The sequence below is a fragment of the Haloterrigena turkmenica DSM 5511 genome (assembly GCF_000025325.1).
GTDB classification, from domain to species: domain Archaea; phylum Halobacteriota; class Halobacteria; order Halobacteriales; family Natrialbaceae; genus Haloterrigena; species Haloterrigena turkmenica.
Map to the genome: position 1 here is coordinate 42,511 of NC_013747.1, position 24,775 is coordinate 67,285.

The following is a 24,775-nucleotide window of genomic DNA, read 5'->3' on the forward strand; positions in this document are numbered from 1 at the left end:
TCGTCCCAGAGGCGCCGGCCGGGACCATCCAGAAGTAGTCCGGAACTTTGCTCGAGAGGCGCGATTACTATAACGACGAGCGCCGCGCTACTCAGCCGATTATTCCCGCCCGGTCACCGTCACGGTCCCCGTCTCCGTCCGCACCTCGAGTCGATGCGTTCCCTGTCCGACGACGGCCTCGATCAGCGAATCGCCGGCCATCTTCGGTAGATCCGCTACGCCGGAGACGGAGATATTGCCCGAATCGGTCGTGATGTCGAGCGTCAGATCCAGTCGATCGGGCAGGCGGAGTTCGACGTCGCCGGATGACGTCTCGATCGTCGCGTCCCGTTCGATATCCGGCAGTGTCGCCGTAACGTCGCCGGAGTCGGTCTCGAGGTGTTCGATCGACGCTGGATCGACAAGTTCGATCGTTCCGGCGTCGGTCGTCGCCGAGACGGTTCCGTCGACGGCTTCGATGCGGACGTCGCCGGTTTCCGTGACCGCGGTGAGATCGCCGCGGACGTCGCTGACGTCGATTTCACCCGTCCTCGTGTCGACGTCGCGGACCGCGAGGCGATCGGGGACCACGACAGAGAGATCGAGGACCGGAACGGGACGGAGACCGAAGAGCATCCGCGAGTCGTCCCGCTGGACCGCCACCTCGAGGCAGTCGCCGTCGGCGACCGTCTCGAGCCCGATCGTCTCGAGGTCGTCCGGGCTGACGGCGGCCTTTCGGCCGTCGACGACGACCTCGTCTCGGGATGTCGAGCGAACGTCGACGTCGCCGATGGCCGTCGAGACGGACACCGCGGAGAGGTCGCTCGCGGAGTGCGTTTCGGTGACCGATTCCTCGACATCGCGGCCGTCCGCGAGACAACCGGCCACCCCTGCGACGGTCCCGACGGCGATCCCAGCCAGGATCGACCGTCGCGATGTCGTGGGAGTCATACTCTGACGTACTTCATCGGCCGATATAATGGCGACAGTCACCGGCGGAGAGCGTTCGGTCGGACCGACAGTCAGCCGCTCCGATCGGTCGTCGACTTCCGCTCGATCCGCAGTTCATCCCGTGGACGATCATAGCTCTTCCCGGCGTCCCAGTGCGTGACGTTGACACGGATACTGCCACGGGTTAGTACGAATTAGAAATATAAGATGTATTAGTTGTGTTTCAGGTCCGCTGACGTACAGATGTCCGATCCCAACGGCGACGAGAGACGAACCGGCCATCCAGACACCTCGGGGTCCGCGCTCCGGCGGCGGTCCGTTATCGCCGCTGCGGGGGCGTCGGCGATCGGCATGGTCGGCGCTGCGAGCGCCGATCGCGGCCGCGGGACCGAGCGCGATCGATCCGCCGGCTCCGACAATCGACAGCGCAACCGATCGCGCGAACGCGGGTTCGTCGATCGGACCGACGAGCCGGATCTGATCGCCCACCGCGGATTCGCCGGACTCTACCCCGAGAACACCGTCGGCGCCGTCGAGGCGTCGGCCCGCGGTATCCGGTCGCCGTACGCGCCGTCCCGCGGGGCGAACATGATCGAAATCGACGTCGTTCCGACCGCCGACGGCGACGTCGTCGTCTTCCACGACGACCGTCTCGCCGAGCGCGACGGCGGCGAGCGCGGCCTCACCGACACCGAGGGCGTCGTCTGGGAGACCGACACTGAGACCGTCACGAGCGCCGAAGTGCTCGAGAGCGGCGAGACCGTTCCCCGACTGCGCGAGACTCTCGCGGCGATTCCGTCCCACGTCGGCGTCAACGTCGAGCTGAAGAACCCGGGCTCGTTCGACGTTCGATTCGCCGAGTCGCTCTCGAGCGAGGAACTCGCGGGGCAGAAAGAGCTCTGGCAGCCGTTCGTCACCGACGTGCTCGCGGTCGTCGACGACTTCGACCACGAGTACCTCTTCTCGTCGTTCTACGAGGCGGCGCTAGCGACGACCCGCGAGGCGTCGGACTACCCGGTCGCGCCGCTGCTCTGGGACTCCGTCGAAGCCGGCCTCGAGGTCGCCCGCCGCTACGAGGCCGAGGCGATCCATCCGCCGTACGATATGATCCGCGATACGCCGTTCTACGCCGACCAGCACTACGCGGAGGACGCCGGCTGGGACGAGATCGACCTCCTCGCGGTCGCCAACGAGGAAGGGCGGGACGTGAACGTCTTCACCCTCGAGACCTGGTACCAGGCCGACCAGTTGGCGGCGGCCGGCGTTGACGGGCTGATCAGCGACTACGCCGACGTGCGCCGGTTCGGCGTGACGAACTGACGGCGCCGCGAGTGGTTCGACTCTGTGGGACCGAAACACAGATTTAGGGCGGTGGCGCAGTATCGTACGAGTAGATGATCAGCGGCGGCGATCTCACGAGGCGGTTGCTGCGGGTGATCGAGTCGTGACCGACTCCGGCGCTGACACCGAGACGGAGGCCGATACTGACGTCGCCGTGATCGACGCGGTCGACGCCTACCTCCAGCGGAAGGCGGTCGGCGACCCGGACGGCCCGGGCGCCGGCACCTACGCCTCGAACGCCGAATCGATCCTGCGCCGCTGGGCCGACTGGCTCGAGGGCGAACACGGCGTCCGGTCGCTGTTCGCTCTCGAGGTCGAGCACATGCGATCGTACGCCGACGAGTTGCGGGCCCGAGCCGACCGGGGCGAGTACGCCGCCTCTACCGCTGGCACCTACTACGCGGTCGTCCGGGCCTTTCTCTCGTGGTGCGTCCGCGGCGGGATCCTGGAGACGAACCCGGCCGCGACCGACGCGGCCGAATCCGCCCTGCCGACCGCCGAGGAGCGACCCGACAGCGAGTTCTGGACGGCCGACCAGCGCCGGCGCCTCGAGACTCACGTCCGCGAGCGAGCCCTCGAGGCCGCGACGGAGCCGATCGACCGCGACGAACGCTGTAACCGACTCCGGGAGTACGCGCTGGTGGCGCTGCTGGCTCACTCCGGGGTTCGGGGCTCCGAGCTGTTTCGCGTCCCCGACGACGAGCGTCGGACGGGGGCGACGTGGGACGACGTCGACTTCTATACCGGGACGGTCCGCGTGCTGGGCAAGTCCCAGCGCTTAGAGGACGTGCCGCTGCCGGCACCGGCCCGGACGCCGCTGCGACGGTACCGTGTCGTCCTCGATCCGCCGTCGAACGACTGGCCCCTCTTTCCGACCCGTCACGCGCCCTCGATCGCTCGCCGAGTCAGGGAAGTGCTGGCCGAGCGCGGCCACGACGAGACACGGATCGAATCGCTGCTCGACGAGCGGACGGCGACGCAACTCGCCCGCGAGCGGACGATCGCCCCGCCGGCGATCACGACCGAGGGCGCCCGCTCGGTGCTCAAACGCCTCTGCGAGGCCGCCGATGTCGACGTCGACGGCGACTACCTGACGCCGCGGGGCGTCCGTGGCACCGGCGACGGCGAGGACGCCACCGGTTATCGGCGCGAAGCGACCGACGCGAAACCAGCACTACGCGCGTCGGTACTCGAGCAGGCGATCGCCGTCCCGGAAGAACAGCCGGTCGTGATCGACGTCGATCCGATCGACTCGAGCGGGAAAGACGATCCATCGGAAAACGGTTGAGTCGACTGCGCTGGCGTTTTTCTCGAGAACAGATAGCTCCCTGAGGGGCCTTAGACGAGGAGCAACAGGAGGATCACCGTCAGCACGACCGTCAGCAGGAGGACGGTGGTCCCGATGCTCGCCCGGAGGTGAATCGTCGACGGTCGACCGCCATCGGTCGGCTGCCGATCCTCGACGTCGACCCCGGGAACGCGGCGAGCGGCGGCGTCGACGGCCAGCACCGGGTTGTTGCCGATCCAGTAGCAGCGCTTGACGAGGCCGACGGCCGCGGCGTCGACGACCCGGTAGAGTTCGGTCGTCGCGAGCATCGACCACCGGCCGACGTAGTAGCCCGCGGGGAAGACGACCCGCGCCGGATCGCCCAGATCGAGCTTCGAGAGCGGTTTGCGGACGACGGCGAAGGTGACGAGCGCGACTGCCGTCAGAATTCCCGCCGTCTCGAGGTGGCTCGAGCTATAGGGGTGGAGGTGGCCCTCGCCGTCGTTCGGGTAGACGAACGAGAACTCACCGCCGTGGGCGTGGATCGTCGGCGCGAGGTCGGCCAGTCCCTGCCACCAGACGCCGAAGAGCAGGCAGGCCCCACCCAGTCCGAGCATGGCGATCGTCTGGCCGGGTCTGGCGTCGGGCACCGAGATGTCGCTCTCTCCGTGGAAGAAGACGTAGTAGCCGAGCTTGATGAACGACAGGAGGGTCCCGATCGCGCCGATCCAGAGCAGCCAGTACAGCGCCTCGAACTCGTGGACCCCGTAGTAGTGGGGATCGGCCGCGTCGAAGAGCATTCCCTTGCTGATGTACCCGTTGAAGCCGGGGATCGCGGTGATCGAGAGCGCGCCGAGGCCGAATCCGATCGCCGTCAGCGGCATCTCGCGCCAGAGCCCGCCGAGTTTGTAGAGGTCCTCCTCGCCGGTGCGGAAGATGACGACGCCGACGGCCATGAACAGCAGGCTCTTGAACAGGATGTTGTTGAACAGATGGCTCATCGCCCCAGCGGTGGCGATCTCGGTTTCGACCATCCAGGCGCCCATCCCGATTCCGGCGACGATGTAGCCCAGCTGGGCCTGGATGTGGTAGGACAGCAGCGCCCGCATGTCGTGTTGCAACAGGGCGAACGTCGCCCCGTAGACGGACATCAGTCCGCCCATGTACGCGATGTAGATTCCCAGTTCGCTCTCGGCGCCGATGGGGAACGCCCGGTAGAGGACGAACGCGCTCGTCTTCGTGGTGTAGACCGAGAGGAACACCGACGCCGCGAAGTGCGGCCGCGGGTAGGTGTCGGGCAGCCACGTGTGGAGCCCGATAAAGCCGACGTTGACGCCCATTCCGAGCACCGCGAGCATCGCCGGCAGCCCGGACGCGATCCCGGTTCCGTCGTAGACGAACGTCCCGGCCTCGACGTAGTGGGCGGCGACGGCAAGCAGCACGATCACGCCGCCGGTGCCGTGGAACAACGCGTAGCGGAAGCCGGCCCGGACGGCGTCGCCGCCGTAGTGCCAGACGACCAGCGTGCTCGTCACGGCCATCAGCTCCCACATGAACACGAGCACGAGCCAGTCGCCGGCGAACGCCGCCCCGAGCGAGGAGGCGACGTAGGTGAGCGCGATCGCGACCAGTTCGCGGCTGGCACCGCTCGAGTAGGCGTAGATGACCGAACAGATCCCGAGGAAGCCCAGTCCGATGCCGATCATCTGGGAGAAGCCGTCGACGTGGAAGGCGACGACGTCGAACCCGAGGAAGGTGCCGGTGAGGTAACTCCCTTCGGGGGCGTACACCGAGATCGCCAACACGCCCGCGAGGCTCAGCGCGCCGGCGGCGAAGCCGGCGATTCGGGGCAGTACGAGCACGAGCAACGCCGCCGCGAACACCAGCAGCGGCGGGTAAGCCATCGTCAGGAGATCGCTTTCGATCATTCGGACATCACCTCCAGGGCCTCCTCGAGGGACAGGCCCTGCAGTTGGTCGAAGGAGTCGACGCCGAAGACGCCCTCCACGATGTGCGTGATCAGGTCGAGGAAGACGGCGTGGTCGGGGACGACCCCGAGGACGACCGCGCCGGTCGCGATGATCGCGATCGGCGCCAGCATGAGCCACGTGCTCTCGCCGAACGGCGACTGTCGCTGCCAGCCGCCGGCCGGCGGTCCGCCGGTGAGGTGGTCGTCGTGGTCGCCGTGGTGGTCGACGGAGCTGACGTGTTCGCCCTGCTCGTTGTCGGGAACGGTGTGGTCGCTCGGATACTGATCGACGGCGTACTCGTAGTCCTCGTTCCCGTTCTCGTCGTCGACGGCAGCCGCGTCAGCGTCGGCGCCCTCGTCGTCCACGTCCGCCGGGGCTTCCCGCTCGGACCGATCGGCGCCGCCGTCCGTGGCGACGCCTTCCTTCTGGCCCCGAGCGGTGTCACCGTAGGACTCGAAGATCCCGCCGCGCGGGAACTCAAGGACCGGTTTGGCGTCGTGGCGGTCCTCGCTCTCGAAGAAGGCCGTGTAGACGACCGGCCAGAAGTAGGCGATGTTGAGCACGCCCGAGAGGAGCAGCGTGCCGGCGAAGATCCAGTACTCGCCGCCCATGTAGCCGGAGCCGATCAGCATGTAGAACTTGCTGACGAAGCCGGCGATCGGCGGGAGGCCGGCCATCCCGGCCGCGCCGATCGTGAACGCACCCATCGTCAGCGGCATCCGTTTGCCGATGCCGGCCATGTCGCTGATGTAGTCGGTGTGTGTCTCGACGTGGATCGCCCCCGCACAGAAGAACAGCGTGAGCTTCGCGAACGCGTGGGCGGGGATGTGGAACAAGGCGCCAACCATCGCGTAGGGGTGTAACATCGAGAGCCCGAGCACGATGTAGGACAGCTGTGCGGTCGTCGAGTAGGCCAGCCGGCGCTTGAGGTGGTCCTTGCGCATCGCGATGATAGAGGCCGCGGTCAGCGTGAACGCGGCGACGATCGCGACGGGGATGTTGAGCCCGACCTCGCCGATCCCCGGAACGTCGAGTGGCAGGTCGTGGATCAGTCCCGGTCCGTAGACGTCTAAGATGACCCGCGCGACGCCGAAGGCGCCGGACTTGACGACCGCGACCGCGTGGAGCAGCCCGGAGACCGGCGTCGGCGCGACCATCGCGTCCGCGAGCCACGAATGCAGCGGCATCAGCGCCGCCTTGACGCCGAAGCCGGCGATCAGCAGGAAGAACGCGGCCTGCGCGAAGCCGGGTTCGGCTTGCGCGGCCGTCGCGAGCGCCTCCATCCCGCCGGACTCGAAGGCCAGCGTCGGATCGCCGTTGATCGACGCGGTCAGCCAGTAGACCATCACGGTCCCGGCCAGCAGGAAGACCCCGCCGCCGAAGAACGTGTAGGTGAGGTACTTCCGGCCGGCGATCCGGGCCTCGTTGTCCTCGTTGTGGGCGACCAGCGGGTAGGTTACGAGCGACAGCAGCTCGTAGAAGACGAAGATCGTCACCAGGTTCGCGGCGAAGGCGATCCCGACCGCGGCCGAGAGGCTCGCCGCGAACGAGGCGAAAAAGCGGGTCTGGGCGTGCTCGTCGAGCCCGCGCATGTAGCCCGCCGCGTAGAAGGACGTGAAGATCCAGAGGAAACTCGCCAGCAAGGCAAAGAGGATCCCCAGCGGATCCGCCCGCAGCGCGAAGTCGACGCCCGGGAGGAACCGAAGCCCCGTGCTCTCGTAGAGGCTCCACGAGTAGACGGTACCGGACATGACCGCGGGGAGCATGCTGGCGACGATTCCGAACTTGCCGAGCGCGGCCAGTACGGACCAGCCCTCGCGGAGATTCGGACGGCGATGCGACGCGACAATCAGGACGATCGCGACCGCCGACACCAACACGGCGGCGAGCGGTCGTAGGTCTGCAACCATTAGTTGAACACCTCCGTGAGGAACGGCTCGAGGAAGTCGGCGAACGCTCCACCAGCGAAGCCGAGCGCGACCGCGACGATCGCCGCGATGACGACCACCGCGACCATCCCGCTCGAGACCGGGTCCGTCGATCGGCCGTGACCGTCACGACCGGGACCGCCGGACGGATCGTACGAGACGCCGGCCGCGAGCGGGGTCTCGATCGCGCCGTCGTCCGACGCTGGATTCTCGCGAGCATCGCCAGCGCTCTCGTCGCCACCGTCGGTCGCGACCGCTCCCGGCCCGTGTCCGTGGGTAGACTCGACTCCGGGGGCCGGCGTGAAGTACATCTTCTCGAGCAGGCGAGCGGCGTAGGCTAAGGTGAGCATGGTACTGAGGAAGATCACGGCCGCGACGGGCCACAGTTCGGCCTCGACGGCGCCAAGCGCGATGTACCACTTGCCGACGAAGCCGACGGCCGGCGGGACGCCGACCAGCGCGAACAGGAGGACGGCCATCGCGCCGGCGACGACCGGCCGCCGCTCGGCGAGGCCGGCGTACTCGTTGACGGTGCGAGCGCCGTAGCTCGTCGCGACGATCGCCGCCGACAGGAAGAGGCCGGCCTTGAGAATCCCGTGGCCGACCAGGTGGATCGCGGCACCGGTAAACGCCGTCTCGGAACCGCCAGCGATGACGACGCCGTAGGCGGCGATCACCAGGCCGAACTGCGAGACCGACGAATAGGCGAGCATCCGCTTTACCTCGCGCTGGATCACGGCCAGGACGGTCCCGGCGAGGACGCTCACGCAGCCGACGGTGAGGACGATCGAGGCCGCCCGCGGCATCGAGGCGAGATAGTCGACCTCGAAGACGGTAACGATCAGCCGCCCGAACGCGTACGCGGAGGCCGTCGAGACCAGCGCCGCGATCAGCGGCGTCGCTCCGTCGGGGGCCTGCTCGTAGGCGCTCGGTTGCCACGTGTGTAGCGGCCACTGGGCGACCTTGGTCGCGAAGCCGACCACGATGAACGCGAACCCGGCCTGAATCAGGGTCTGGCGTTCCGCGTTCGGGATCGCCTCGGCCAACTCGACCATGTTGAGCGTCCCCGTCGCCATGAAGACGAACGCGACGCCGATAAGGTACATCGACGCGGCGACGGTCCCCAAGATGAGGTACTTCAGGGCGGCGACCGCCGATTCCGGGCCGTCGCCGCTGGCGACGAGCGCGTAGGTCGCGAGGCTCGAGATCTCGAGGAAGACGAACAGGTTGAAGACGTCGCCAGTCAGCGAGATACCGAGCAGTCCGCCGACCAACAGTAGGTAGGCGGTGTAGAACGTGTTCCCGCGCGGGCCCCCGCGTCGCGTGTACGCGAGGACACCGGTGGCGACCCCGGTCACGAGCAGGACGACCAGTATCGAGAACTGGTCGGCGACGAGTTGGATCCCGTACGTTCGGGGATAGCCGCCGAGGGTGTGGACCACTCTGCCGCCGGCGTGGACGGCGCTCGCGAGGTAGCCGGCGGCGACGAACAGCGCGGCCGTCGTGATCGCGGCGACGGACCACCCGGTGCGGTCGAACCGCAGGCCGAGCGCGATCGGGAGCGTCGCCGCGAGAATCGGGGCGACGATCAGCAGCGGCGGGAGTAGTTCGACGACACTGCTATTCATCGGCACGCACCTCCCGCAGGGTATCCTCGCGGAGCGTTCCGTACTCCGAGTAGATGCGGATGATCAGCGCCAGCCCGACCGCCGTCAGCGCGATGCCGACGACGATGGCGGTCAGGACGATGACCTGGGGCAGCGGGCTCGCGACCATGACCTCCCCGGGCTCGCCGTGGTGGGGAACGATCGGCGCCGACGCGCCGTCGGCGTCGATGTAGGCCATCGAGATGAAAAACAGGAAGATCGCCGTCTGGAAGAGGTTCACCCCGATCAGCTTCTTCACGAGGTTCTCGCTGGCGATCACCATGTAGATCCCGATGCCCAGCAGGACGAACATCAACACGTACGTGTAGCGGCTCGCGAGGAGTTCAATCATCGTCGCTCACCTCCCCGTCGGCGGAGTCGTGGCGATTCTCGAGACCGCCGGTACCGCTCGGACGGTCGGGTTCGAACCCCGCCGCCATCGCGAAGAAGAGGGTGATAATGACCCCCGAGACGATCAGCGAGATGCCGGCGATCTCGACGGCCTCGAGCCCCCACTTGGGCTTGATGTGGAAGACCTCTTTGAGCATGGTGAACTCAAGGAAGTCCCCGCCGAGGGCGACCATCCCGAGGCCGATCGCACCGAAGATGATGACGCCGCCGGTGACGAGGCCGACGAGCAGGGAATTTCGCAGCCACTGGCGGGTCGGTTCGATTCCGAAGGCGAACGCGAGCATGAGGATCGTGACGCCGACGATGGTTCCGCCCTGGAAGCCGCCCCCGGGGGCGTCGCCCCCGTGGAAGGTCATGAACAGCCCGTAGGTGAGCGTGAACGGTGCTATGATCTTGACGGCGGTCATGATCACCTGACTCTCGGTGTAGGTATCGTCGAAGGATTCGGGCATTTAGGCGAACACCTCGCGTTTCAGGACCACCAGCGTCGAGACGCCGGCGGCGAAGACGACGACCGCCTCGCCGAAGGTGTCGAACCCACGGTAGGCGGCGAGGACGGACGTGACCGCGTTCTCGACGCCGGTCTGTTCGTAGGTCTCCGTGATGTAGTGTTGGGTCACCTCGGGGTTCGACCAGACCGGCGTTTCCAGGCTCCCGACGGGGTACATCTCGGGGAGCACGACGGTACAGAGCACGAGTACGAACGCGCCGACGGCGACGACGCCCGGCACGTGGATGCGCTCTCTGAGCCGGTCGGTCGTGGGTCGAGTCGTGCGCGCGATCGTCAGCAACAGCAGCAGCGTCGTCACGCCGGCGCCGATCGCCGCCTCGGTCATGGCGACGTCGGGCGCCAGCAGGAACGTATAGAGGATGGCCATCCCGAGGCTGTAGGCGCCGAAGACGATGATCACCGACAGCACGTCGCGGAACAGCGCCGTCGCGACGGCCGTCACGAGGATGAAGACCGCGAGGGAGTAGGCGAACAGGCTCATCGGGTCTCGCCCTCCGTTCCGGCTTCGACCTCGGTGTCGTCCGTTCCCCCGTCCTCGGCGAGGACGGGTTCGACGTCCAACTCCGCCGCGGAGCGGGCGATGGCGTGGGCCGCCGTCGGATTCGTGATGAACACGAAAAACAGCAGCAAGACGGTGTAGACCGCCGCGTGCTGCCAGCCGAACGCGAGCGCGACGCCGGCTAGCGCGAAGCCGGCACCGAGCGTGTCCGTCTGGGAGGCGGTGTGGGCCCGAGCGTAGATGTCCGGGAGCCGGAGGACGCCGACCGTCGAAACGAGCGTGAAGAACACGCCCAGTCCGAGACAGGCAACGATCGCCCAGAACCGAACGGTCTCGAGGGTCGACTGGAGCGCGATCGGCTCGATCACAGCACACCACCCCGGTCGACGGTGAACTTCGAGATGGCGATCGACATCAGGAAGTTCAGCAGGGCGTAGATCAGCGCTACGTCGAGGAACCACGACTGATCGAGCCCCGCCGCCAGCAGGGCGAGGATGACGACCGTGTTCGTCCCGATGACGTTGACCGCCAGCAGCCGATCCTGCGTGGTCGGGCCGACGATCGCGCGGTAGAACAGCACGATCGCGAGGACGACGAACAGCGCCGCCGCCGCGAGGAAGACGTCCTCGAGCGGAACGGGCGTCACAGTTCGTCACCTCCGACGATCTCGGCGTCGTCGCGTTCTTTCGGCGACGGGATCGCCGCCGACTCGCGGCCGTAGAAGACGAAGCGGATCGCCTTCTCGAGGCCGCCGTCGAAGAGGTCCTCGCGAGCCGACGGGATCAGCGTGTGGACCAGCAGCTGCTGGTCGTTGGCCCGGACCGTCAGGGTCCCCGGCGTCAACGTGATGCTGTTGGCCAGCGCGAGCAGCGGGAGGCCGCTGCGGACCCGCGCGTTGACTCGAGTCAGCGTCGGCTCGATCGGCATCGACGGCCGGAGGATCACGGCCGAGACGGCGATGTTCGCCTTGACGATCTCCCAGAGCAGATACGGGATATAGAAGACGAACCGGACGGCCCGCAGCGGCGACTGGACCCTGTCCAAGGGCATCGAAAAGGTGACGTGGGCCAGCGAGACCGAGACGATGCCGGCGACCGCCGCGCCGGTGAGGAGATCGAACCAGTAGAACGGATCTCCGAGGACGAGATAGAAGCCGAAGGAGATCCAGAACGTCGCGAACAGGCGATCGAACCCCGTGTGGGAAAGGACGAGACGACCGTGACGGGCCGCCCGCTCGACTGGCGCCTCGTCGTAGGACATCCCGACGCGGTCGAGTTCCCGCTCTAAGGGCTGGAGCATCGACGCGGTGACGCCCGGACTGTACTCCGGATCGAGCACGAGCCGATCGATCCCGTGGTCGTCGGCGTAGGCCCGGAAGATCTCGGCGTAATCCCGGGGACCGAAGAGGTACTCGTCGGTCCCGAGGACGGCCGTTTCGATCGTCACGTCGGCCCCGTCGGCGTCCTCCTCGACCCAGTTTTCCGCCCGCTCGAGCAGCTCCTCTGCCCCGTCGCTCATCCGCTTCCCTTCGGGCAGATCGACATCGTAGGGGAGTGCGATGACCAGGTGACACTCGAGGGAGTCGGCCGTCTCGAGGCCCGACTGAACCGCGTAGCCGACCGTTTGCCGGACGGTCACGGTGTCCGACAGCGGTACGAGTACGCGTTCAGCCGCCACGGCACATCACTCCCGGTGACCGTCGATGGATATTCATGAGACTCGTCGTTAGTCGAGTCAAGCGTCACCTGTAGGAAAACGATTTCGTTATCTGCCAGACTGCCGGCCGATTTGCTGGGTTTTCACGGGCTGTTCATGACGAACGACCGTATTTTCTGTTGCGGTTGTGACGCCGGTCAAACGACGGGCCAACCGCCCGACCGATACTTTTACAACTATACTTGTTCTATCGCAATTCGAATTTCATGACGGCAACGAACGAGACCGTTTACGGTCGGATCGAGACCGCACGCACCGAACTGACGCCGATGCAGGTCGCGACGGGGCTGCTGTTCGCGGCGGCGATCGCGTTCACGTTGCTCTTCCTTCAGGATCCCCTCGCCCACGACGCGATGCACAACTTCCGCCACGGCGCCGGCATCGTCTGTCACTGAGCGATGCTCTCAGACTATCTGCAACGCGGCGTCCTCGCGGGAGTCGTCGCCGGCCTCGCGTACGGACTGTACATTGCCTTCGTCGCGAACCCCCTCACCGAGTACGTCCACGACGCCGGCCACGACCACGCCGGACACGGTCACGACCACGGCGCCGGCGATCACGGCCACGCACAGGAGGGCGCCGAACACGTCGTCTCCGAGACGACGACGGCCCTCGTCAGCGTCGGCAGCGGCGTCCTCTGGGCGATCCTGCTGGGCGGGCTCTTCGCCGTTGCGCTGTACCTCTTCGAACCGGCGCTGCCCGGCCGCGACGGACTCGAGTCGTACGTCCTCGCGGGCGCTGGGTTCCTGACCGTCTCGGCGACGCCGTGGCTGGTCGTCCCGCCCGCAGCGCCGGGCGCCGACCACCTCTACGGCGTTGACGCGAGAATCGGCATCTACGTCGGTCTCGTCGGTCTCGGTGCGGTGGTCTCGGCGGCGGCGATCCTCGCGTACAGGCGAGAGGCACCCCGGAATCCGGCACTCGGCGTGCTCGCCGCCGCAGTGCCGATCGCCGCGGTTGCGATCGTGCTGCCGCTGGTCACGCCGACGGTCGTCACCCAGCCCGACGTCGCCGGCGAGCTCGTCACGGCGTACCAGGCGCTGGCCGCGCTGAGCCAGGCCGCGATCTGGGTGCTGATCGCGGGCACGTTCAATCGGCTCCGGCGGCGGGCCGAACCCGCGGTCGACGCCACGGATGCATCGGACGCGAACTCACGCGACCAGCTGACGACGAATCCCTAAGTTTTCGAGATGCAACGCCAAACCGACCGACAGCGCGACCGACTCGCCGCACAGGTGTTCGTCTGTACGAACGACCGCGACTCCGAGTACGTCTGTTGTGCCGACGTCGGCGGGCAGGCGACCCTCGAGGCGGTCACTGACTGGCTGCGCGAGCGCGACGCGTTCTGGAACCCGATCTCGGTGATCGAAACCGGTTGTCTGGGCCTGTGCAGCGAGGACGGCACGGCGATCGCGATCCAGCCCCGCGACGAGTGGTACTCGGACGTCCGGCCGGCGGAGGTGCCCGACCTGCTCGAGACCGAGTTCGGACCCGACGCCGAACGGGTTGGCGAGGAGTATCGGCGACGAACGGACGATCCGTCGGCCGACGAGTGAGGCTCGGTCGCTCGCGCTCTCGCGGTACGACGGAGTCGAGCCACGTTCCTCGCGACGCGACGGTTTTTCTGTTCCAACGCGTTCGTACGGTCACTATTGCAGTGATTCTCGAGCCTTGGCGGAGAGTTCGAGCCCTGCAGCGTCCCGGAGTGACATCCTGTCGGCCGTGTATTAGCAGTTTCCGATGAATCCATCTTAAGAGATATTGAGTGGTGTGTAGACACATGACGCGGAAGACGTTGGTTCCGGTCGACGGGTCACCGCAGGCCGAAGCGGCGCTTCAGTACGCGCTCAAGGAGTTCCCGGACGCAGAAATCACCGTGCTACACGTCGTTCAGCTCCCGGAAGGATACTGGTCCCTGTTCGTCGAATCGGAGGCGGAGTTCCCGGGACACGAGCGAGCGGAGGAGCGAGCTCGCGAACTGTTCGACGCGGCCGAGCAGCGCGCAGCGTCGGTCGACCATCCGATCGAAACGACGATAGAGATGGGCGATCCGGCGCGAGAGATCGTCGAATACGCCGTGACGAACGACTTCGATCAGATCGTAATGGGGAGCCACGGCCGGCACGGCGTCGATCGATTGCTATTCGGAAGCGTCGCGGAAACGGTCGTGCGACGCGCCCCGATGACCGTCGTCGTCGTTCACGAGACAGCGGAATAGGCGCCACCCAACGGCACAACAGCAGGAGAGAGCAGATCGAATGCACTCGAGTTCGCGGCCGAGCCGGTGTGCAGTCTCGGGGACGGCGCCGGCGACGTGTTCACGACACCAGGGAACTCGAGCGAGAAATCGAACACGTATTGCGCCCGGGCGGCGGCGTCCGAGTCCGTTCTACAGGGGGATAGCAGCGATCTCTGTGGAGCCACAGGAGGAGCAGTTCGCTTCGTCTGTCGAGAGCGTCGTTCCACAGCGACGACACTCGTAATGGACGTTGGTCCGTTCGGCGCCGCTCCGAGCGTCGCCGATCCAATTCAAGAGGTCGATTAATACAGACATCCGTGACTGTCACTCGATTCTGTCGTCCAGTCCAATAAATACTTTGTGTTCATATGTCTAATTTGCTAGCTTATAACTAGATATATGTCTAGAATGGGGAATTACAGTCGGCAGTTCTTCGCTAGATCCGAGACTGGCCCTCGAGTTTCGAGCACGACCGTTTCTCCCACGCGAATTGCGACCCACGACCAAGGTTAATCTGGGTCCGTGTGGACTGCTCTCCCATGTCCGGTTCCGGGATTGATACCGACGTTATCCTCGTCAACGGCGCGCGAACACCCCACGGAACGCTGCTCGGCTCGCTCGCGGGCGTCGAGGCGGTCGAACTCGGCCGCACAGCGATCGACGGCCTCCTCGAGCGCGTCGACATCGACGCAGGCGATATCGACTGGGTGGGTCTCGGGAACGCCATCCAGGCCGGAATCGGTCAGGTGCCGGGCCGACAGGTCGTCGTCGAGTCCGCGCTGCCCAACGAGACGCGTGCGACGACGATCAACGAGGCCTCGGGATCCGGAATGAGTGCGATCACGCTCGCGGCGGATCGGATCGACGCCGGCCGCGCCGACCTGGCGGTCGCGGGCGGGTTCGAGTCGATGACGAACGCGCCGTGGATCCTCCCCGACTACCGGACAGGACGCCGGTACGGCGACGTCGAGATCAAGGATTCGATGCTGCTGGACGCGCTGTGGGACGTCAACCTCGACGTCCACATGGGCGAGATTACCGAAGGAATGGTCGACCGCGAGGGAGTCTCCCGCGAGGCACAGGACGAGTACGCCCTCGAGAGCCACCAGTGGGCCGCCGAGGCGATCGACTCGAGCGCGTTCGACGACGAGATCGTTCCCGTCGAGACGGACGGCGAGACGGTCGAGACCGACGAGGGTCCCAGACCCGACTCCACGCTCGAGGAACTCGCCGAACTGCCGACCTCGTTCCACGAGAACGGGACGATCACGCCGGGTAACGCCTCGAAACTCAGCGACGGCGCGGGTGCCGTGCTGCTGGCCGACGAAGCCGCTGCCAACGAACGCGGCCTCGAGCCAGTGGCGAGACTCGTCGACTACGCCACCGCCTACCGCGATCCCGACCGGTTCAACGAGGCCGTCGGCGACGTCGTCGAGAACCTCCTCGAGCGCAACGACCTCGCGGTCGACGACGTCGACGCCTACTGGATCAACGAGGCCTTCGCCGCGCAGGCGGTCTACGTCATGGATCGCGTCGGCATCCCGCGCGAGAAGATGAATCCGCAGGGCGGCGCGGTCGCGTTCGGCCACCCAATCGGCGCCTCCGGCGGGATGCTCGCGGCAAGTCTCGCCTACCAGCTCCGTGACGATCCCGACATCGAGCGCGGCTTCGTCGGGATGAGCATCGGCGGTGGCGGCGCGATCATGGGACTGCTCGAGAGTTACTGATCGCGTCCGAACGCACCCGCCACGACCGAACGGAAACCGTCCCTCCGGACCGATCGTGGCTCGAGACCTCAGTCGACGGTCCCGTCTTCGAGACGTTTACTTATCGGCCGTTCCGACTACCAGCAAATGACGCTGTACTCGCGGGTTCGCCCCCTCGCGTTCAAGCTGCCGGCCGAGACGGCCCACGACCTCGGCAAGCGAACGCTCCGGGCGGCCCAGTCGACGTGGCCGACGCGGCGAGCCCTCGCCGCGGCCTATCGGTATGACCATCCCGCGCTCGAGGTCGACCTGTTCGACTCGACGTTTCCGAACCCGGTGGGGATCGCGGCCGGCTTCGACAAGAACGCCGAGGTGACCCACGCCCTCGAGGCGCTCGGCTTCGGGTTCGTCGAAATCGGCACCGTCACGCCCTATCCGCAAGAAGGCAACGACCGTCCCCGGCTATTCCGGCTGCGGGAGGACGAGGGGATGATCAATCGGATGGGCTTCAACGGGCAGGGAATGGAGACCGTCAAGGAACGACTCGAGGAAGACGGCACGCCGGGATTCCCGCTTGGCGTCAACATCGGGAAGATGAACTCCTCGACCGAACGGGAGGCGATCGAGGACTACCGACGGGTCTTCGATCGGGTCTCGCCGTTCGCCGACTACGTCGTCGTCAACGTCTCCTGTCCGAACACGCCCGACGAGTTCAACGAGGCCTCGCCCGAGCATCTGCGGGCGATCTTCGAAACCCTCGAGGCCGAGAACGACGGGAACGTGCCGATGCTGGTGAAGATCGGTCCCGACGAGCCCGAGGACGCGATTTTGGATCTCGTCGATATCGTTCAGGAGTTCGGTCTGGACGGGATCGTCGCGACGAACACCTCGACGGCTCGCGAGGGGCTCGAGTCGCCCGCCCGTGAGGAGTGGGGCGGACTCAGCGGCGCCCCCATCGAAGACAGATCCACCGACGTGATCCGAACGATCGCCGGGCACACGGACGGCGAACTCCCGATCGTCGGCGTCGGCGGCGTCGATTCGGCCGCGAGCGCCTACGAGAAGATTCGCGCGGGCGCGTCGCTCGTGCAACTCTATACGGGGTTCGTCTACCGGGGGCCGTCGACGGCCGGGCGGATCAACCAGGGACTGGTCGACCTGCTCGAGCGCGACGGATTCTCGTCGGTCGAGGACGCGGTCGGCGCCGATCTCGAGTAGCGTCGCGGCGCGGACCGATGGCTATGATCCTCGAGTCGCGAGGGCGGCCCTCGCGGAACGGGCGTAGCGGGGAGCATCCGCTGCGGCGGATATAGCGGTCCACCGTAGCGACGGGCGACTCACGCCGAACGGGGGCGGCGCCGACGGTTAGTCGGCGGGTTCGGCGTCGTCGATCGCGTCGTCGAGTCCGTGCAGTTCCGCCGGGCCGACGGCCTCGTCGGCGCGTTCCTCACGGATCTCGCGGGAGGTCGAGTCCTCCTGTTGGGACTCGACGACGGGATCGGTGTCACCGTCGGTCACGGAGAGGTACACCGACCGAAGCTCCGCCGTCTTGTCTGCCTCGTCCGTCTCTCGGTCCTCGTCTGCCTCGGATTCGGATTCGGTCATGGGTGGTGACCCTCATCGAATCCGATGGATCGGGCGGTGAATATAAACCCCCCGCCACTTTCACGAAATGAGAATCGTCGGTATCAACGACATCCGTTCCCGTCCAGACGAACGGCGTAATCGAAAGCGACAGGTACGGTCACTGTTCGACGTCGGCGGAGTCGTCGTCGCTACACGTCGTCGACGGCGACGCGAGTCCCGTAGCCGGAGTCGCCGACGACCTCGCCGTCCTCGTAGACGACCTCGCCGCGGACGACGGTCGTCACTGCCTTGCCGGTGAACGACTCTCCGATAAAGGGCGTCACGCAGTTCTTCGAGTGCAGTTCGTCGCTATCCTCGAGCGTCCACGCATGTTCGGGGTCGACGATCGTGAAGTCGGCATCGGTGCCGACCTGCAGCGATCCCTTCTGGGGGTACATCCCCCAGATCTGCGCCGGACGGGCCGAGTGCCGTCGCACCCACTCCTCGAGGGAGAGCCGGCCTTGATCGACAAAGGAGAGCATGACCGGAATTTCGGTCTCGAGGCCGACGAAGCCCGAGACGGCGTCCCAGGTGTTGCCGAAGGGGTCGTCGACTTTCTTCTCCTCGGGGGTGTGGGGGGCGTGATCGGTCGCGATGGTATCGATCGCGCCCTCGTCGATACCGACCTCCCACAACCGCTCGCGCTCCTCGGCGTCCCGAATCGGGGGCTGAATCCGCGCCGGGTTCCCCTTCTCGCGCATGACCTCCTCGGTGAACCAGAGGTAGTGGGGCGTCGTCTCGGCGGTGACGTCGACGCCGCGTTCCTTGCCGCGAGCGACGGCCTCGGCCGCGGAGCCGGAGGAGACGTGGAACATGTGGACCTTTGCGCCGGTCTCCTCGGCGAAGGTGATCATCCGCTCGACGGCCTCCTGTTCGGCAATCACGGGCCGGGAGTGGGAGTGATCGATCGGGTCGTTTCGCCCCTCGGCCTTGAACCGCTCCGTGTAGTGGTCGATGATCTCCCCGTTCTCCTCGTGGAAGCCCAGCCGTTTGCCGGTCTCGCGGATCGTCTCCATCGCCTCGATGATCTCGCCGTCGTTCGGCGGCGGGACGTCGCCCACCGTCGACCCGAGGAAGATCTTGAACCCGAGCGGGCCGACCGCGTCGATATCGGGGATGGTATCGAGGTTCTCGCTCGTGACGACCGCGTAACTCTGGAAGTCGACGTGGGCCGAGGCCTCGCCGCGCTCGAACTTCAACTCGAGGTGCTCCGGCCGGTCGATGACGGGATCCGTGTTGGGCATCCCGACGACGGTCGTCACGCCGCCGGCGGCCGCGGCCCGCGTGGCCGACTCCCAGTCTTCCTTGTACTCGAGGCCGGGCTCGCGGTTGTGGATGTGGCCGTCGACGATCCCCGGCACCAGCGCGTTACCCTCGCCGTCGACGACCTGCTCGGCATCGGGAAGCCGGTCGCTGCGGCCGACGGCGACGATCTCACCGTCCTCGACGGCGACGCCCGAGTCAGGCGAGCGGCCCGCCGGCGTGACGACGGTACAGTTGCGTACGACGAGATCAACGGACATTGCCGAGAGGTTGCTGAGGGGCGCGCATATAGCTTCCCCAAACGAATCGCGCCCGGTCCGCGAATCCCGGGTGCATCGCACACCATTCTCCGGAGCGGGCAATGCGATTCCGGACCGTGACCGACAGATCCGTCCCCGTAAGCACCAGTTTACGGGAGCGAGCAGACGGAACCGCGAAGGTACGAATCGGATACTAAACAGCGGGTGGCTGGTAGAACGGTCCAATGGATACAGCAGCGATTCGCGACAAAACGGTGCTCGTCACCGGCGGCGGCGGGTTTATCGGAAGTCACCTCGTCGAGGCGCTGGCGCCGCACAACGAGGTCCGGGTCCTCGATAACTTCTCCTCGGGCGACCGGCGCCACCTCCCCGACAGCGTGACGGTCGTCGAGGGCGATATCGGCGATCCGATCGCCCTCCAGCGGGCGGCCCGCGGCGTCGACGTCATCTTTCACCACGCGGCGCTCGTCAGCGTCTCCCGCAGCGTCGACGCTCCGCGGCGGAGCAACGAGACGAATCTCGACGCGAGCCTGCTGGTCTTAGAGCAGGCCCGCCAGGAGGACGCCCGCGTCGTCGTCGCCTCGAGCGCCGCGGTGTACGGCCACCCCGACGAACTCCCCGTCTCGGAAACCGCGTCGACCGAACCGACCTCGCCCTACGGCATCCAGAAACTCGCTGTCGACCAGTACGCTCGCCGCTACGCGGATCTCTACGATCTGGAGACGGTCGCGCTGCGGTACTTCAACGCCTACGGACCGCGCCAGCAGGGTCCCTACAGCGGCGTCATCTCGACGTTCCTCGAGCAGGCGCGCGCGGGCGAACCGATTACGATCGAGGGCGACGGCGAACAGACTCGGGACTTCGTTCACGTCAGCGATATCGTCCGGGCGAATCTCCAGGCGGCGACGACCGATGCGGTCGGCGAGGCCTACAACATCGGCACGGGAAGCCGGACGTCGATCGAGGAGTTGGCGGAGACTATCACGGACGCGACCGGCTCCGACTCGCCGATCGTCCACCGCGATTCCCGCCCCGGCGACATCAGACACAGCGGCGCGGACATCTCCAAAGCCAGGCGAACGCTCGGGTTCGAGCCGCGCGTGAGCCTCGAGAGCGGGATCCAATCGCTCGTTGACGGGACGCGGCTGCTGCCGGCGGACACCGACGTCGAATCGAGTCGAGAAGAACGAACCATCAGCTGAAGGCGGCGTGCGGGCTCGCAAACGCTATCAGAAGATTGTTTGGTACCAATTACCAAGGAGTCGTCACCTGTCTCGAGAGACGATCGAAAACAGAGTTAGTAGCGGATAGAACGGCGTTTCCGTGAGTGTAGGTGAAAGATAACTAACGGAATACGCCGCCTCACGAACGGGTATGATCGAGAGTCTCGCCGGCGTCGCCACGGTTCCCGGCCAGAGCGGCGCAACGCCCGTACAGAGTCTCGTCGTCTTCGCCGTCAGCCTGCTGATCGGCGCGATCGGCATCTACGTCGGCGCGAAGGTGATCGTCGACGCCGAGGACTACACGTACGCGCTCGTCACGGCGTTGATCGGGGCGGTCGTCTGGGGCGTCGTCGGGTTCTTCCTCGGTTGGATTCCGCTGCTCGGCCCGCTCCTGGTCTTCGTCGCCTACCTCGCGGTGATCAACGCCCGGTATCCGGGCGGCTGGATCGACGCCGCCGCGATTACGATCGTCGCCTGGCTGTCGGTCCTGGTCGTCCTCTACGTCCTCGCGCTCATCGGCGTTACCGGGTTCGAGGCCGCCGGCGTGCCGGGCTTCTAGAGCGGACGAGAGCCGCCCGCGCCAGCGTCGTCGCTTGACTGTCCGCTCTCGCGATAAGTGTCCGCCGCCGTTCCGCGCAACCTCGGTCGAGCCCTCGCGCGAATCACCTCGAGCGCGACTGAATTCCACCGTAGCACTCTCGCGGCACGATACTACTCGTGGCACAGTGGTCCCATAGCTGCATGTTCCGGTCTCCGTCGCGACTCGCTCGAACTGTCAGGAGACGGGACTGTCTCGAGCACTGCTCGAAAGGAGTGTTCGGACGACCCGCGACGAGTCGTCTCGTCGCACCCTGTTCGATCGACTCGAGTGAGAGAAACGGCACACGCAGGATCGGTGCGGAGGCGGCCCGAGACTCCGATCGATCGGCGTTCAACTGATTCCGATTCTCGAGACAATCACCGAATTGATTGCTTACCGGCTGAATCGGAACGAATCCCGGCTAGTCGTTTCAAACGTCCGACCGAGTTTATTCGAACCCTCGGTCTACGGCTCTTCGAAGCACCGTTGCGCCTCCCATCGTCGTCAGGTTCGCCGACAGGTTCGGCAGCCGAGATCAGATCGGCTGCGACGGCCGTCCACGGGGGAATCGCGCGGACCGGCGGGACGCTGGAACAGGCGTGCACCGGGCGTGTAGGGATCGCTAACCGCGGCGGGAACCCTGACGAGCCACCGATCAAACGACCGCATCACCGATCGTGAAATACCCTACAGGAACGATAAATGATCGATAAAAAACATTTTGGGGAGCGGTATCGACGGTACAGGGAAACGTGAGCGTGAGCGAATCAAGTCCCATCCAATCCACATGAGCATTCACTTCCGAGTTAGTCTCGCGATGATCGCCGCCTTCGGACCGAGTAGCATCGGCATCGAGCCACCCGTATCAACACCCTCCCTCGAGTCGCTGGGTGGAGTCACGCCGTTGACTCGGCCACTCCAGATCGAGTGGAGCCCGCACGTCGCGGCGCTTGCGGGCATCGTTGCGCTCGCACTCCTGGGCGGCGTCCTCGTTGCCCGTAACCGGTTCGATCAACAGAACGCCTTCGTGGCCGATCCGGAACCGCGCCGCGAGGAGTTTCTCACCGATCGCGAGCACGTCCAGCAGCTCATCCGCGAGAACGGCGGGCGGATGAAACAGTCGAAGATCGTCAACGACGTCGACTGGTCGAAAGCGAAGGTCAGCCGACTGCTCGCCGAACTCGAAGAGGAGGGACGCATCACGAAACTCCGGCTCGGCCGCGAAAACCTGGTCTGTTTGCCGGGCCACGAACCAACGGCCTCCCAGTCGCCCGAGAAGCCGAAAAGCGAATGAGAGAGGCGAAGCTATCAACAACCATTGTTTTCCTGAGCCGGCTCGAAGCCGGAATCCGGCTCCTGTGGCCGTAGTTTCCTGTTACGTGACGAAATGGTTGTGGCGGTTTATGCGGCGAACGGACGGAGTAATCGGTGCCATCACGGCACAGACATGAACGCACGCAATCAGCTACTTGCGGTACTCACCGCGTTGATGCTGGTGTGCTCGAGCGGGGCGATGGTCGTCGGTGCGGCACCGACAACCGTCGACGAGCACACTCAGGTCGACGACGATGAGACCGACGTACCCGAGGAAGGGAACGACACATCGACAGCCGAGGACACCACCGATAGTGTCGCGGAGGAATCGAACGACAGCGATGCGGAAGAACCGACTGGGGAGGAAAACCAGTCGGAAGAACTGATCGATGAGGAAGTCGACGGCGAGCAAGACGCCTACGTCAACTTCAGCGATCAGGCGACCGAGGGCGAGACGGTCGTCATCGATAACGTGACCATGGCGAGCGGTGGATTCGTCGTGATTCACGACAGCAGCCTGCTGGCCGGCGGCGAAAACGTCTTCTCGAGCGTCATCGGGACGTCCGCATATCTCGAGGCGGGAACGCACGAGAACGTTGAAGTGACGTTCGACGAACCGCTCACGGAAGACGAGACGCTGATCGCGATGCCCCATCGCGACACGAACGCGAACGAGACGTACGATTTCGTCGAAACCGAGGGTGCAGCCGACGCTCCGTACCTGACGGCAGAGGATGATCCGGTCACCGATCAGGCTGTCGTCACCGTGGGCGAGCCGGCAGCCGAGGAGCCGAACGAGACTGAAGAACCGGTCGACGAGGTACCGGTTGAAGAACCGAACGAGACCGAAGAACCGGTCGACGAGGTACCGGTTGAAGAACCGAACGAGACCGAAGAACCGGTCGACGAAGAACCGGTTGAGGTGCCGAACGAGACCGAAGAACCAGTCGAAGAAGAAGAACCGGTTGAGGTGCCGAACGAAACTGAAGAGCCAGTCATCGAGGAGCCCAACGAGACCGATGACGGCAGAATAAGCGTCCACATCGAAAACGTGACCGTCTTCGTGTTCCTCGGAGACCACCCGGACATGCCCGCAGCCAATGAGAGCTACTCCGGGTGCAACACAGACGGAATCTCCGTCGAGAACGGTACCGATACTGCTAACGAGACCGATACGAGTACCGAAACCGGCGCTGCGACTGAGGGCACGTTCGAGATGGGCGAGCAGCAGATAGACGTCACGCTCGGCCAGGTCACGGTCGTTCCGGTCAGCCAGCACCAGTCCGGAATGAGTGATCACCATGCCGGAACGGGCGAGTCGGTCCACGAGCAGTCCAACGAGACCGAATCACCGATCGAGGCACAGCCCGGAGCGGCCGATAACGGCAACGCCGATATCGTCATCGAGCAAGCGACCGTCTTCGTGTTCATCGGGGACACCGGCGAGCTCCCCGAACAGCCGGTCGAAGAACCGAACGAGACTGAAGAGCCGATCGTTGAGGAACCGAACGAAACCGAAGAGCCAGTTGAGGACGAAGAAACCGGAGAGACGATCATCGAGGAATCGAACGAGACTGAAGAGCCGGTCGTTGAGGAACCCAACGAGACTGAAGAGCCGGTCGTTGAGGAACCCAACGAGACTGAAGAGCCGGTCGTTGAGGAACCCAACGAGACTGAAGAGCCGGTCGTTGAGGAACCCAACGAGACTGAAGAGCCGGTCGTTGAGGAACCCAACGAGACTGAAGAGCCGGTCGTTGAGGAACCCAACGAGACCGAAGAACCGATCGTTGAGGAACCCAACGAAACCGAAGAGCCAGTTGAGGACGAAGAAACCGGAGAGACGATCATCGAGGAATCGAACGAGACCGAAGAGCCAGTTGAGGAACCCAACGAAACCGAAGAGCCAGTTGAGGACGAAGAAACCGCTGATTCGTTCACGGTCGAGAACCTTCAGGCTCCCGCCACCGCCGAGGCCGGTGAGCCGCTCACCGTCACGGCAACGGTCACGAACCCGACGGACGAGGAGCGAACCGAAGCGGTCCAGTTCCGTCTGGACGGTGACTTAGTCGAAGCGCAGGAAACGACGCTGGCAGCCGGTGAGACCACTGACGTCGAGTTCGAGGTCGACACGAGCGACATCGAGCCCGGACAGTACGTCCACATGGTCCTCACTGACTTCTCCGGCGAGGTCAGCGCGATCGAGATCACCGCGGCGACGAGCGGTGACAGCGACCTCGAGAGTGAAGGTGACCTCGAGAACGACACGACCGTCGACGGAGAGACCAACGTCACCGTCAACGAGAGCACCAACGCGACGGCCGGCATCACCGCCGCGAACTGAGCTG

24 protein-coding genes are annotated in these 24,775 nt (G+C 65.6%); 12 read left to right on the forward strand and 12 right to left on the reverse strand.

Going from position 1 to position 24,775, the window contains the following annotated elements; genetic code table 11:
* Positions 1–99: 99 nt before the first annotated feature.
* The gene (locus HTUR_RS24275) at positions 100–930 is read right to left on the reverse strand and encodes a DUF4097 family beta strand repeat-containing protein (RefSeq protein ID WP_012946018.1); all 831 of its coding nucleotides are present in this window, start codon (positions 928–930) and stop codon (positions 100–102) included.
* Positions 931–1,173: 243 nt separating this feature from the next.
* Here HTUR_RS24275 and HTUR_RS24280 point away from each other — a divergent pair, with 243 nt between their 5' ends.
* Both HTUR_RS24280 and HTUR_RS24285 read left to right on the forward strand, forming a co-directional pair.
* Entirely contained in the window at positions 1,174–2,250 is a 1,077-nt protein-coding gene (locus HTUR_RS24280) for a glycerophosphodiester phosphodiesterase (protein WP_012946019.1), read from the forward strand.
* 124 nt (positions 2,251–2,374) lie between these two features.
* Positions 2,375–3,559 carry a tyrosine-type recombinase/integrase gene (locus HTUR_RS24285; RefSeq protein ID WP_012946020.1) on the forward strand — a complete coding sequence of 395 codons (1,185 nt, stop codon included), beginning with the start codon at positions 2,375–2,377 and terminating at the stop codon, positions 3,557–3,559.
* Between the two features lie 50 nt (positions 3,560–3,609).
* On the opposite strand, the gene HTUR_RS24290 is transcribed toward HTUR_RS24285, so the two are convergent.
* From HTUR_RS24290 to HTUR_RS24330, 9 genes are read right to left on the reverse strand one after another with little or no spacing between them, the layout of a single operon-like run.
* Positions 3,610–5,466, reverse strand: a complete 1,857-nt coding sequence (locus tag HTUR_RS24290) for a Na(+)/H(+) antiporter subunit D (RefSeq protein ID WP_012946021.1) — start codon at positions 5,464–5,466, stop codon at positions 3,610–3,612.
* Positions 5,463–7,418: a proton-conducting transporter transmembrane domain-containing protein gene (locus tag HTUR_RS24295; protein ID WP_012946022.1), complete on the reverse strand. Its 1,956-nt coding sequence runs from the start codon at positions 7,416–7,418 to the stop codon at positions 5,463–5,465. The genes HTUR_RS24290 and HTUR_RS24295 overlap by 4 nt, the downstream gene beginning before the upstream one ends.
* Positions 7,418–9,064 carry a monovalent cation/H+ antiporter subunit D family protein gene (locus tag HTUR_RS24300; RefSeq protein ID WP_012946023.1) on the reverse strand — a complete coding sequence of 549 codons (1,647 nt, stop codon included), beginning with the start codon at positions 9,062–9,064 and terminating at the stop codon, positions 7,418–7,420. Before HTUR_RS24300 ends, HTUR_RS24295 begins: the two co-directional genes overlap by 1 nt.
* Entirely contained in the window at positions 9,057–9,434 is a 378-nt protein-coding gene (locus tag HTUR_RS24305) for a cation:proton antiporter subunit C (protein WP_012946024.1), read from the reverse strand. The genes HTUR_RS24300 and HTUR_RS24305 overlap by 8 nt, the downstream gene beginning before the upstream one ends.
* Entirely contained in the window at positions 9,427–9,945 is a 519-nt protein-coding gene (locus HTUR_RS24310; RefSeq protein ID WP_012946025.1) for an MnhB domain-containing protein, read from the reverse strand. Before HTUR_RS24310 ends, HTUR_RS24305 begins: the two co-directional genes overlap by 8 nt.
* Positions 9,946–10,485, reverse strand: a complete 540-nt coding sequence (locus HTUR_RS24315; protein WP_012946026.1) for a DUF4040 domain-containing protein — start codon at positions 10,483–10,485, stop codon at positions 9,946–9,948.
* Positions 10,482–10,871 (reverse strand): monovalent cation/H(+) antiporter subunit G, encoded by a 390-nt coding sequence (mnhG, locus tag HTUR_RS24320; RefSeq protein ID WP_012946027.1) that lies wholly within the window; start codon positions 10,869–10,871, stop codon positions 10,482–10,484. The genes HTUR_RS24315 and mnhG overlap by 4 nt, the downstream gene beginning before the upstream one ends.
* The gene (locus HTUR_RS24325) at positions 10,868–11,149 is read right to left on the reverse strand and encodes a cation:proton antiporter (RefSeq protein WP_012946028.1); all 282 of its coding nucleotides are present in this window, start codon (positions 11,147–11,149) and stop codon (positions 10,868–10,870) included. The genes mnhG and HTUR_RS24325 overlap by 4 nt, the downstream gene beginning before the upstream one ends.
* Positions 11,146–12,180: a monovalent cation/H+ antiporter subunit E gene (locus HTUR_RS24330; RefSeq protein ID WP_012946029.1), complete on the reverse strand. Its 1,035-nt coding sequence runs from the start codon at positions 12,178–12,180 to the stop codon at positions 11,146–11,148. Before HTUR_RS24330 ends, HTUR_RS24325 begins: the two co-directional genes overlap by 4 nt.
* 245 nt (positions 12,181–12,425) lie before the next feature.
* Here HTUR_RS24330 and HTUR_RS24335 point away from each other — a divergent pair, with 245 nt between their 5' ends.
* The 6 genes from HTUR_RS24335 to HTUR_RS24360 all read left to right on the forward strand — a co-directional run bounded on the left by HTUR_RS24335 (position 12,426) and on the right by HTUR_RS24360 (position 17,382).
* On the forward strand, positions 12,426–12,614 hold the full coding sequence (locus HTUR_RS24335; protein ID WP_012946030.1) for a CbtB domain-containing protein: 189 nt from the start codon (positions 12,426–12,428) through the stop codon (positions 12,612–12,614).
* A 3-nt stretch (positions 12,615–12,617) separates the two neighbouring features.
* Entirely contained in the window at positions 12,618–13,400 is a 783-nt protein-coding gene (locus HTUR_RS24340) for a CbtA family protein (protein ID WP_012946031.1), read from the forward strand.
* A gap of 9 nt (positions 13,401–13,409) precedes the next feature.
* Positions 13,410–13,775 (forward strand): (2Fe-2S) ferredoxin domain-containing protein, encoded by a 366-nt coding sequence (locus tag HTUR_RS24345; RefSeq protein ID WP_012946032.1) that lies wholly within the window; start codon positions 13,410–13,412, stop codon positions 13,773–13,775.
* Between the two features lie 224 nt (positions 13,776–13,999).
* Complete coding sequence (locus HTUR_RS24350; RefSeq protein WP_012946033.1) at positions 14,000–14,437, forward strand: universal stress protein; 438 nt, start codon at positions 14,000–14,002, stop codon at positions 14,435–14,437.
* Between the two features lie 560 nt (positions 14,438–14,997).
* On the forward strand, positions 14,998–16,185 hold the full coding sequence (locus HTUR_RS24355; RefSeq protein ID WP_012946035.1) for a thiolase family protein: 1,188 nt from the start codon (positions 14,998–15,000) through the stop codon (positions 16,183–16,185).
* 126 nt (positions 16,186–16,311) lie between these two features.
* The gene (locus HTUR_RS24360; RefSeq protein ID WP_012946036.1) at positions 16,312–17,382 is read left to right on the forward strand and encodes a quinone-dependent dihydroorotate dehydrogenase; all 1,071 of its coding nucleotides are present in this window, start codon (positions 16,312–16,314) and stop codon (positions 17,380–17,382) included.
* Positions 17,383–17,529: 147 nt separating this feature from the next.
* Here the strand turns inward: HTUR_RS24360 and HTUR_RS24365 are convergent, their stop codons facing one another.
* Both HTUR_RS24365 and allB read right to left on the reverse strand, forming a co-directional pair.
* Positions 17,530–17,769: a hypothetical protein gene (locus HTUR_RS24365; RefSeq protein ID WP_012946037.1), complete on the reverse strand. Its 240-nt coding sequence runs from the start codon at positions 17,767–17,769 to the stop codon at positions 17,530–17,532.
* Between the two features lie 170 nt (positions 17,770–17,939).
* A complete protein-coding gene (gene allB, locus HTUR_RS24370) occupies positions 17,940–19,313 on the reverse strand; it encodes an allantoinase AllB (protein WP_012946038.1) in 1,374 nt (457 codons plus the stop codon).
* Positions 19,314–19,537: 224 nt separating this feature from the next.
* Between allB and HTUR_RS24375 the strand changes: the two genes are divergently transcribed.
* From HTUR_RS24375 to HTUR_RS27775, 4 genes are all read left to right on the forward strand, one after another.
* On the forward strand, positions 19,538–20,515 hold the full coding sequence (locus HTUR_RS24375; RefSeq protein ID WP_012946039.1) for an NAD-dependent epimerase/dehydratase family protein: 978 nt from the start codon (positions 19,538–19,540) through the stop codon (positions 20,513–20,515).
* Positions 20,516–20,687: 172 nt separating this feature from the next.
* Positions 20,688–21,095: a hypothetical protein gene (locus HTUR_RS24380; protein WP_012946040.1), complete on the forward strand. Its 408-nt coding sequence runs from the start codon at positions 20,688–20,690 to the stop codon at positions 21,093–21,095.
* An 808-nt stretch (positions 21,096–21,903) separates the two neighbouring features.
* Positions 21,904–22,410: a helix-turn-helix transcriptional regulator gene (locus HTUR_RS24385; RefSeq protein WP_012946041.1), complete on the forward strand. Its 507-nt coding sequence runs from the start codon at positions 21,904–21,906 to the stop codon at positions 22,408–22,410.
* A 153-nt stretch (positions 22,411–22,563) separates the two neighbouring features.
* The gene (locus HTUR_RS27775; RefSeq protein ID WP_012946042.1) at positions 22,564–24,771 is read left to right on the forward strand and encodes a DUF7282 domain-containing protein; all 2,208 of its coding nucleotides are present in this window, start codon (positions 22,564–22,566) and stop codon (positions 24,769–24,771) included.
* Positions 24,772–24,775: the final 4 nt, after the last annotated feature.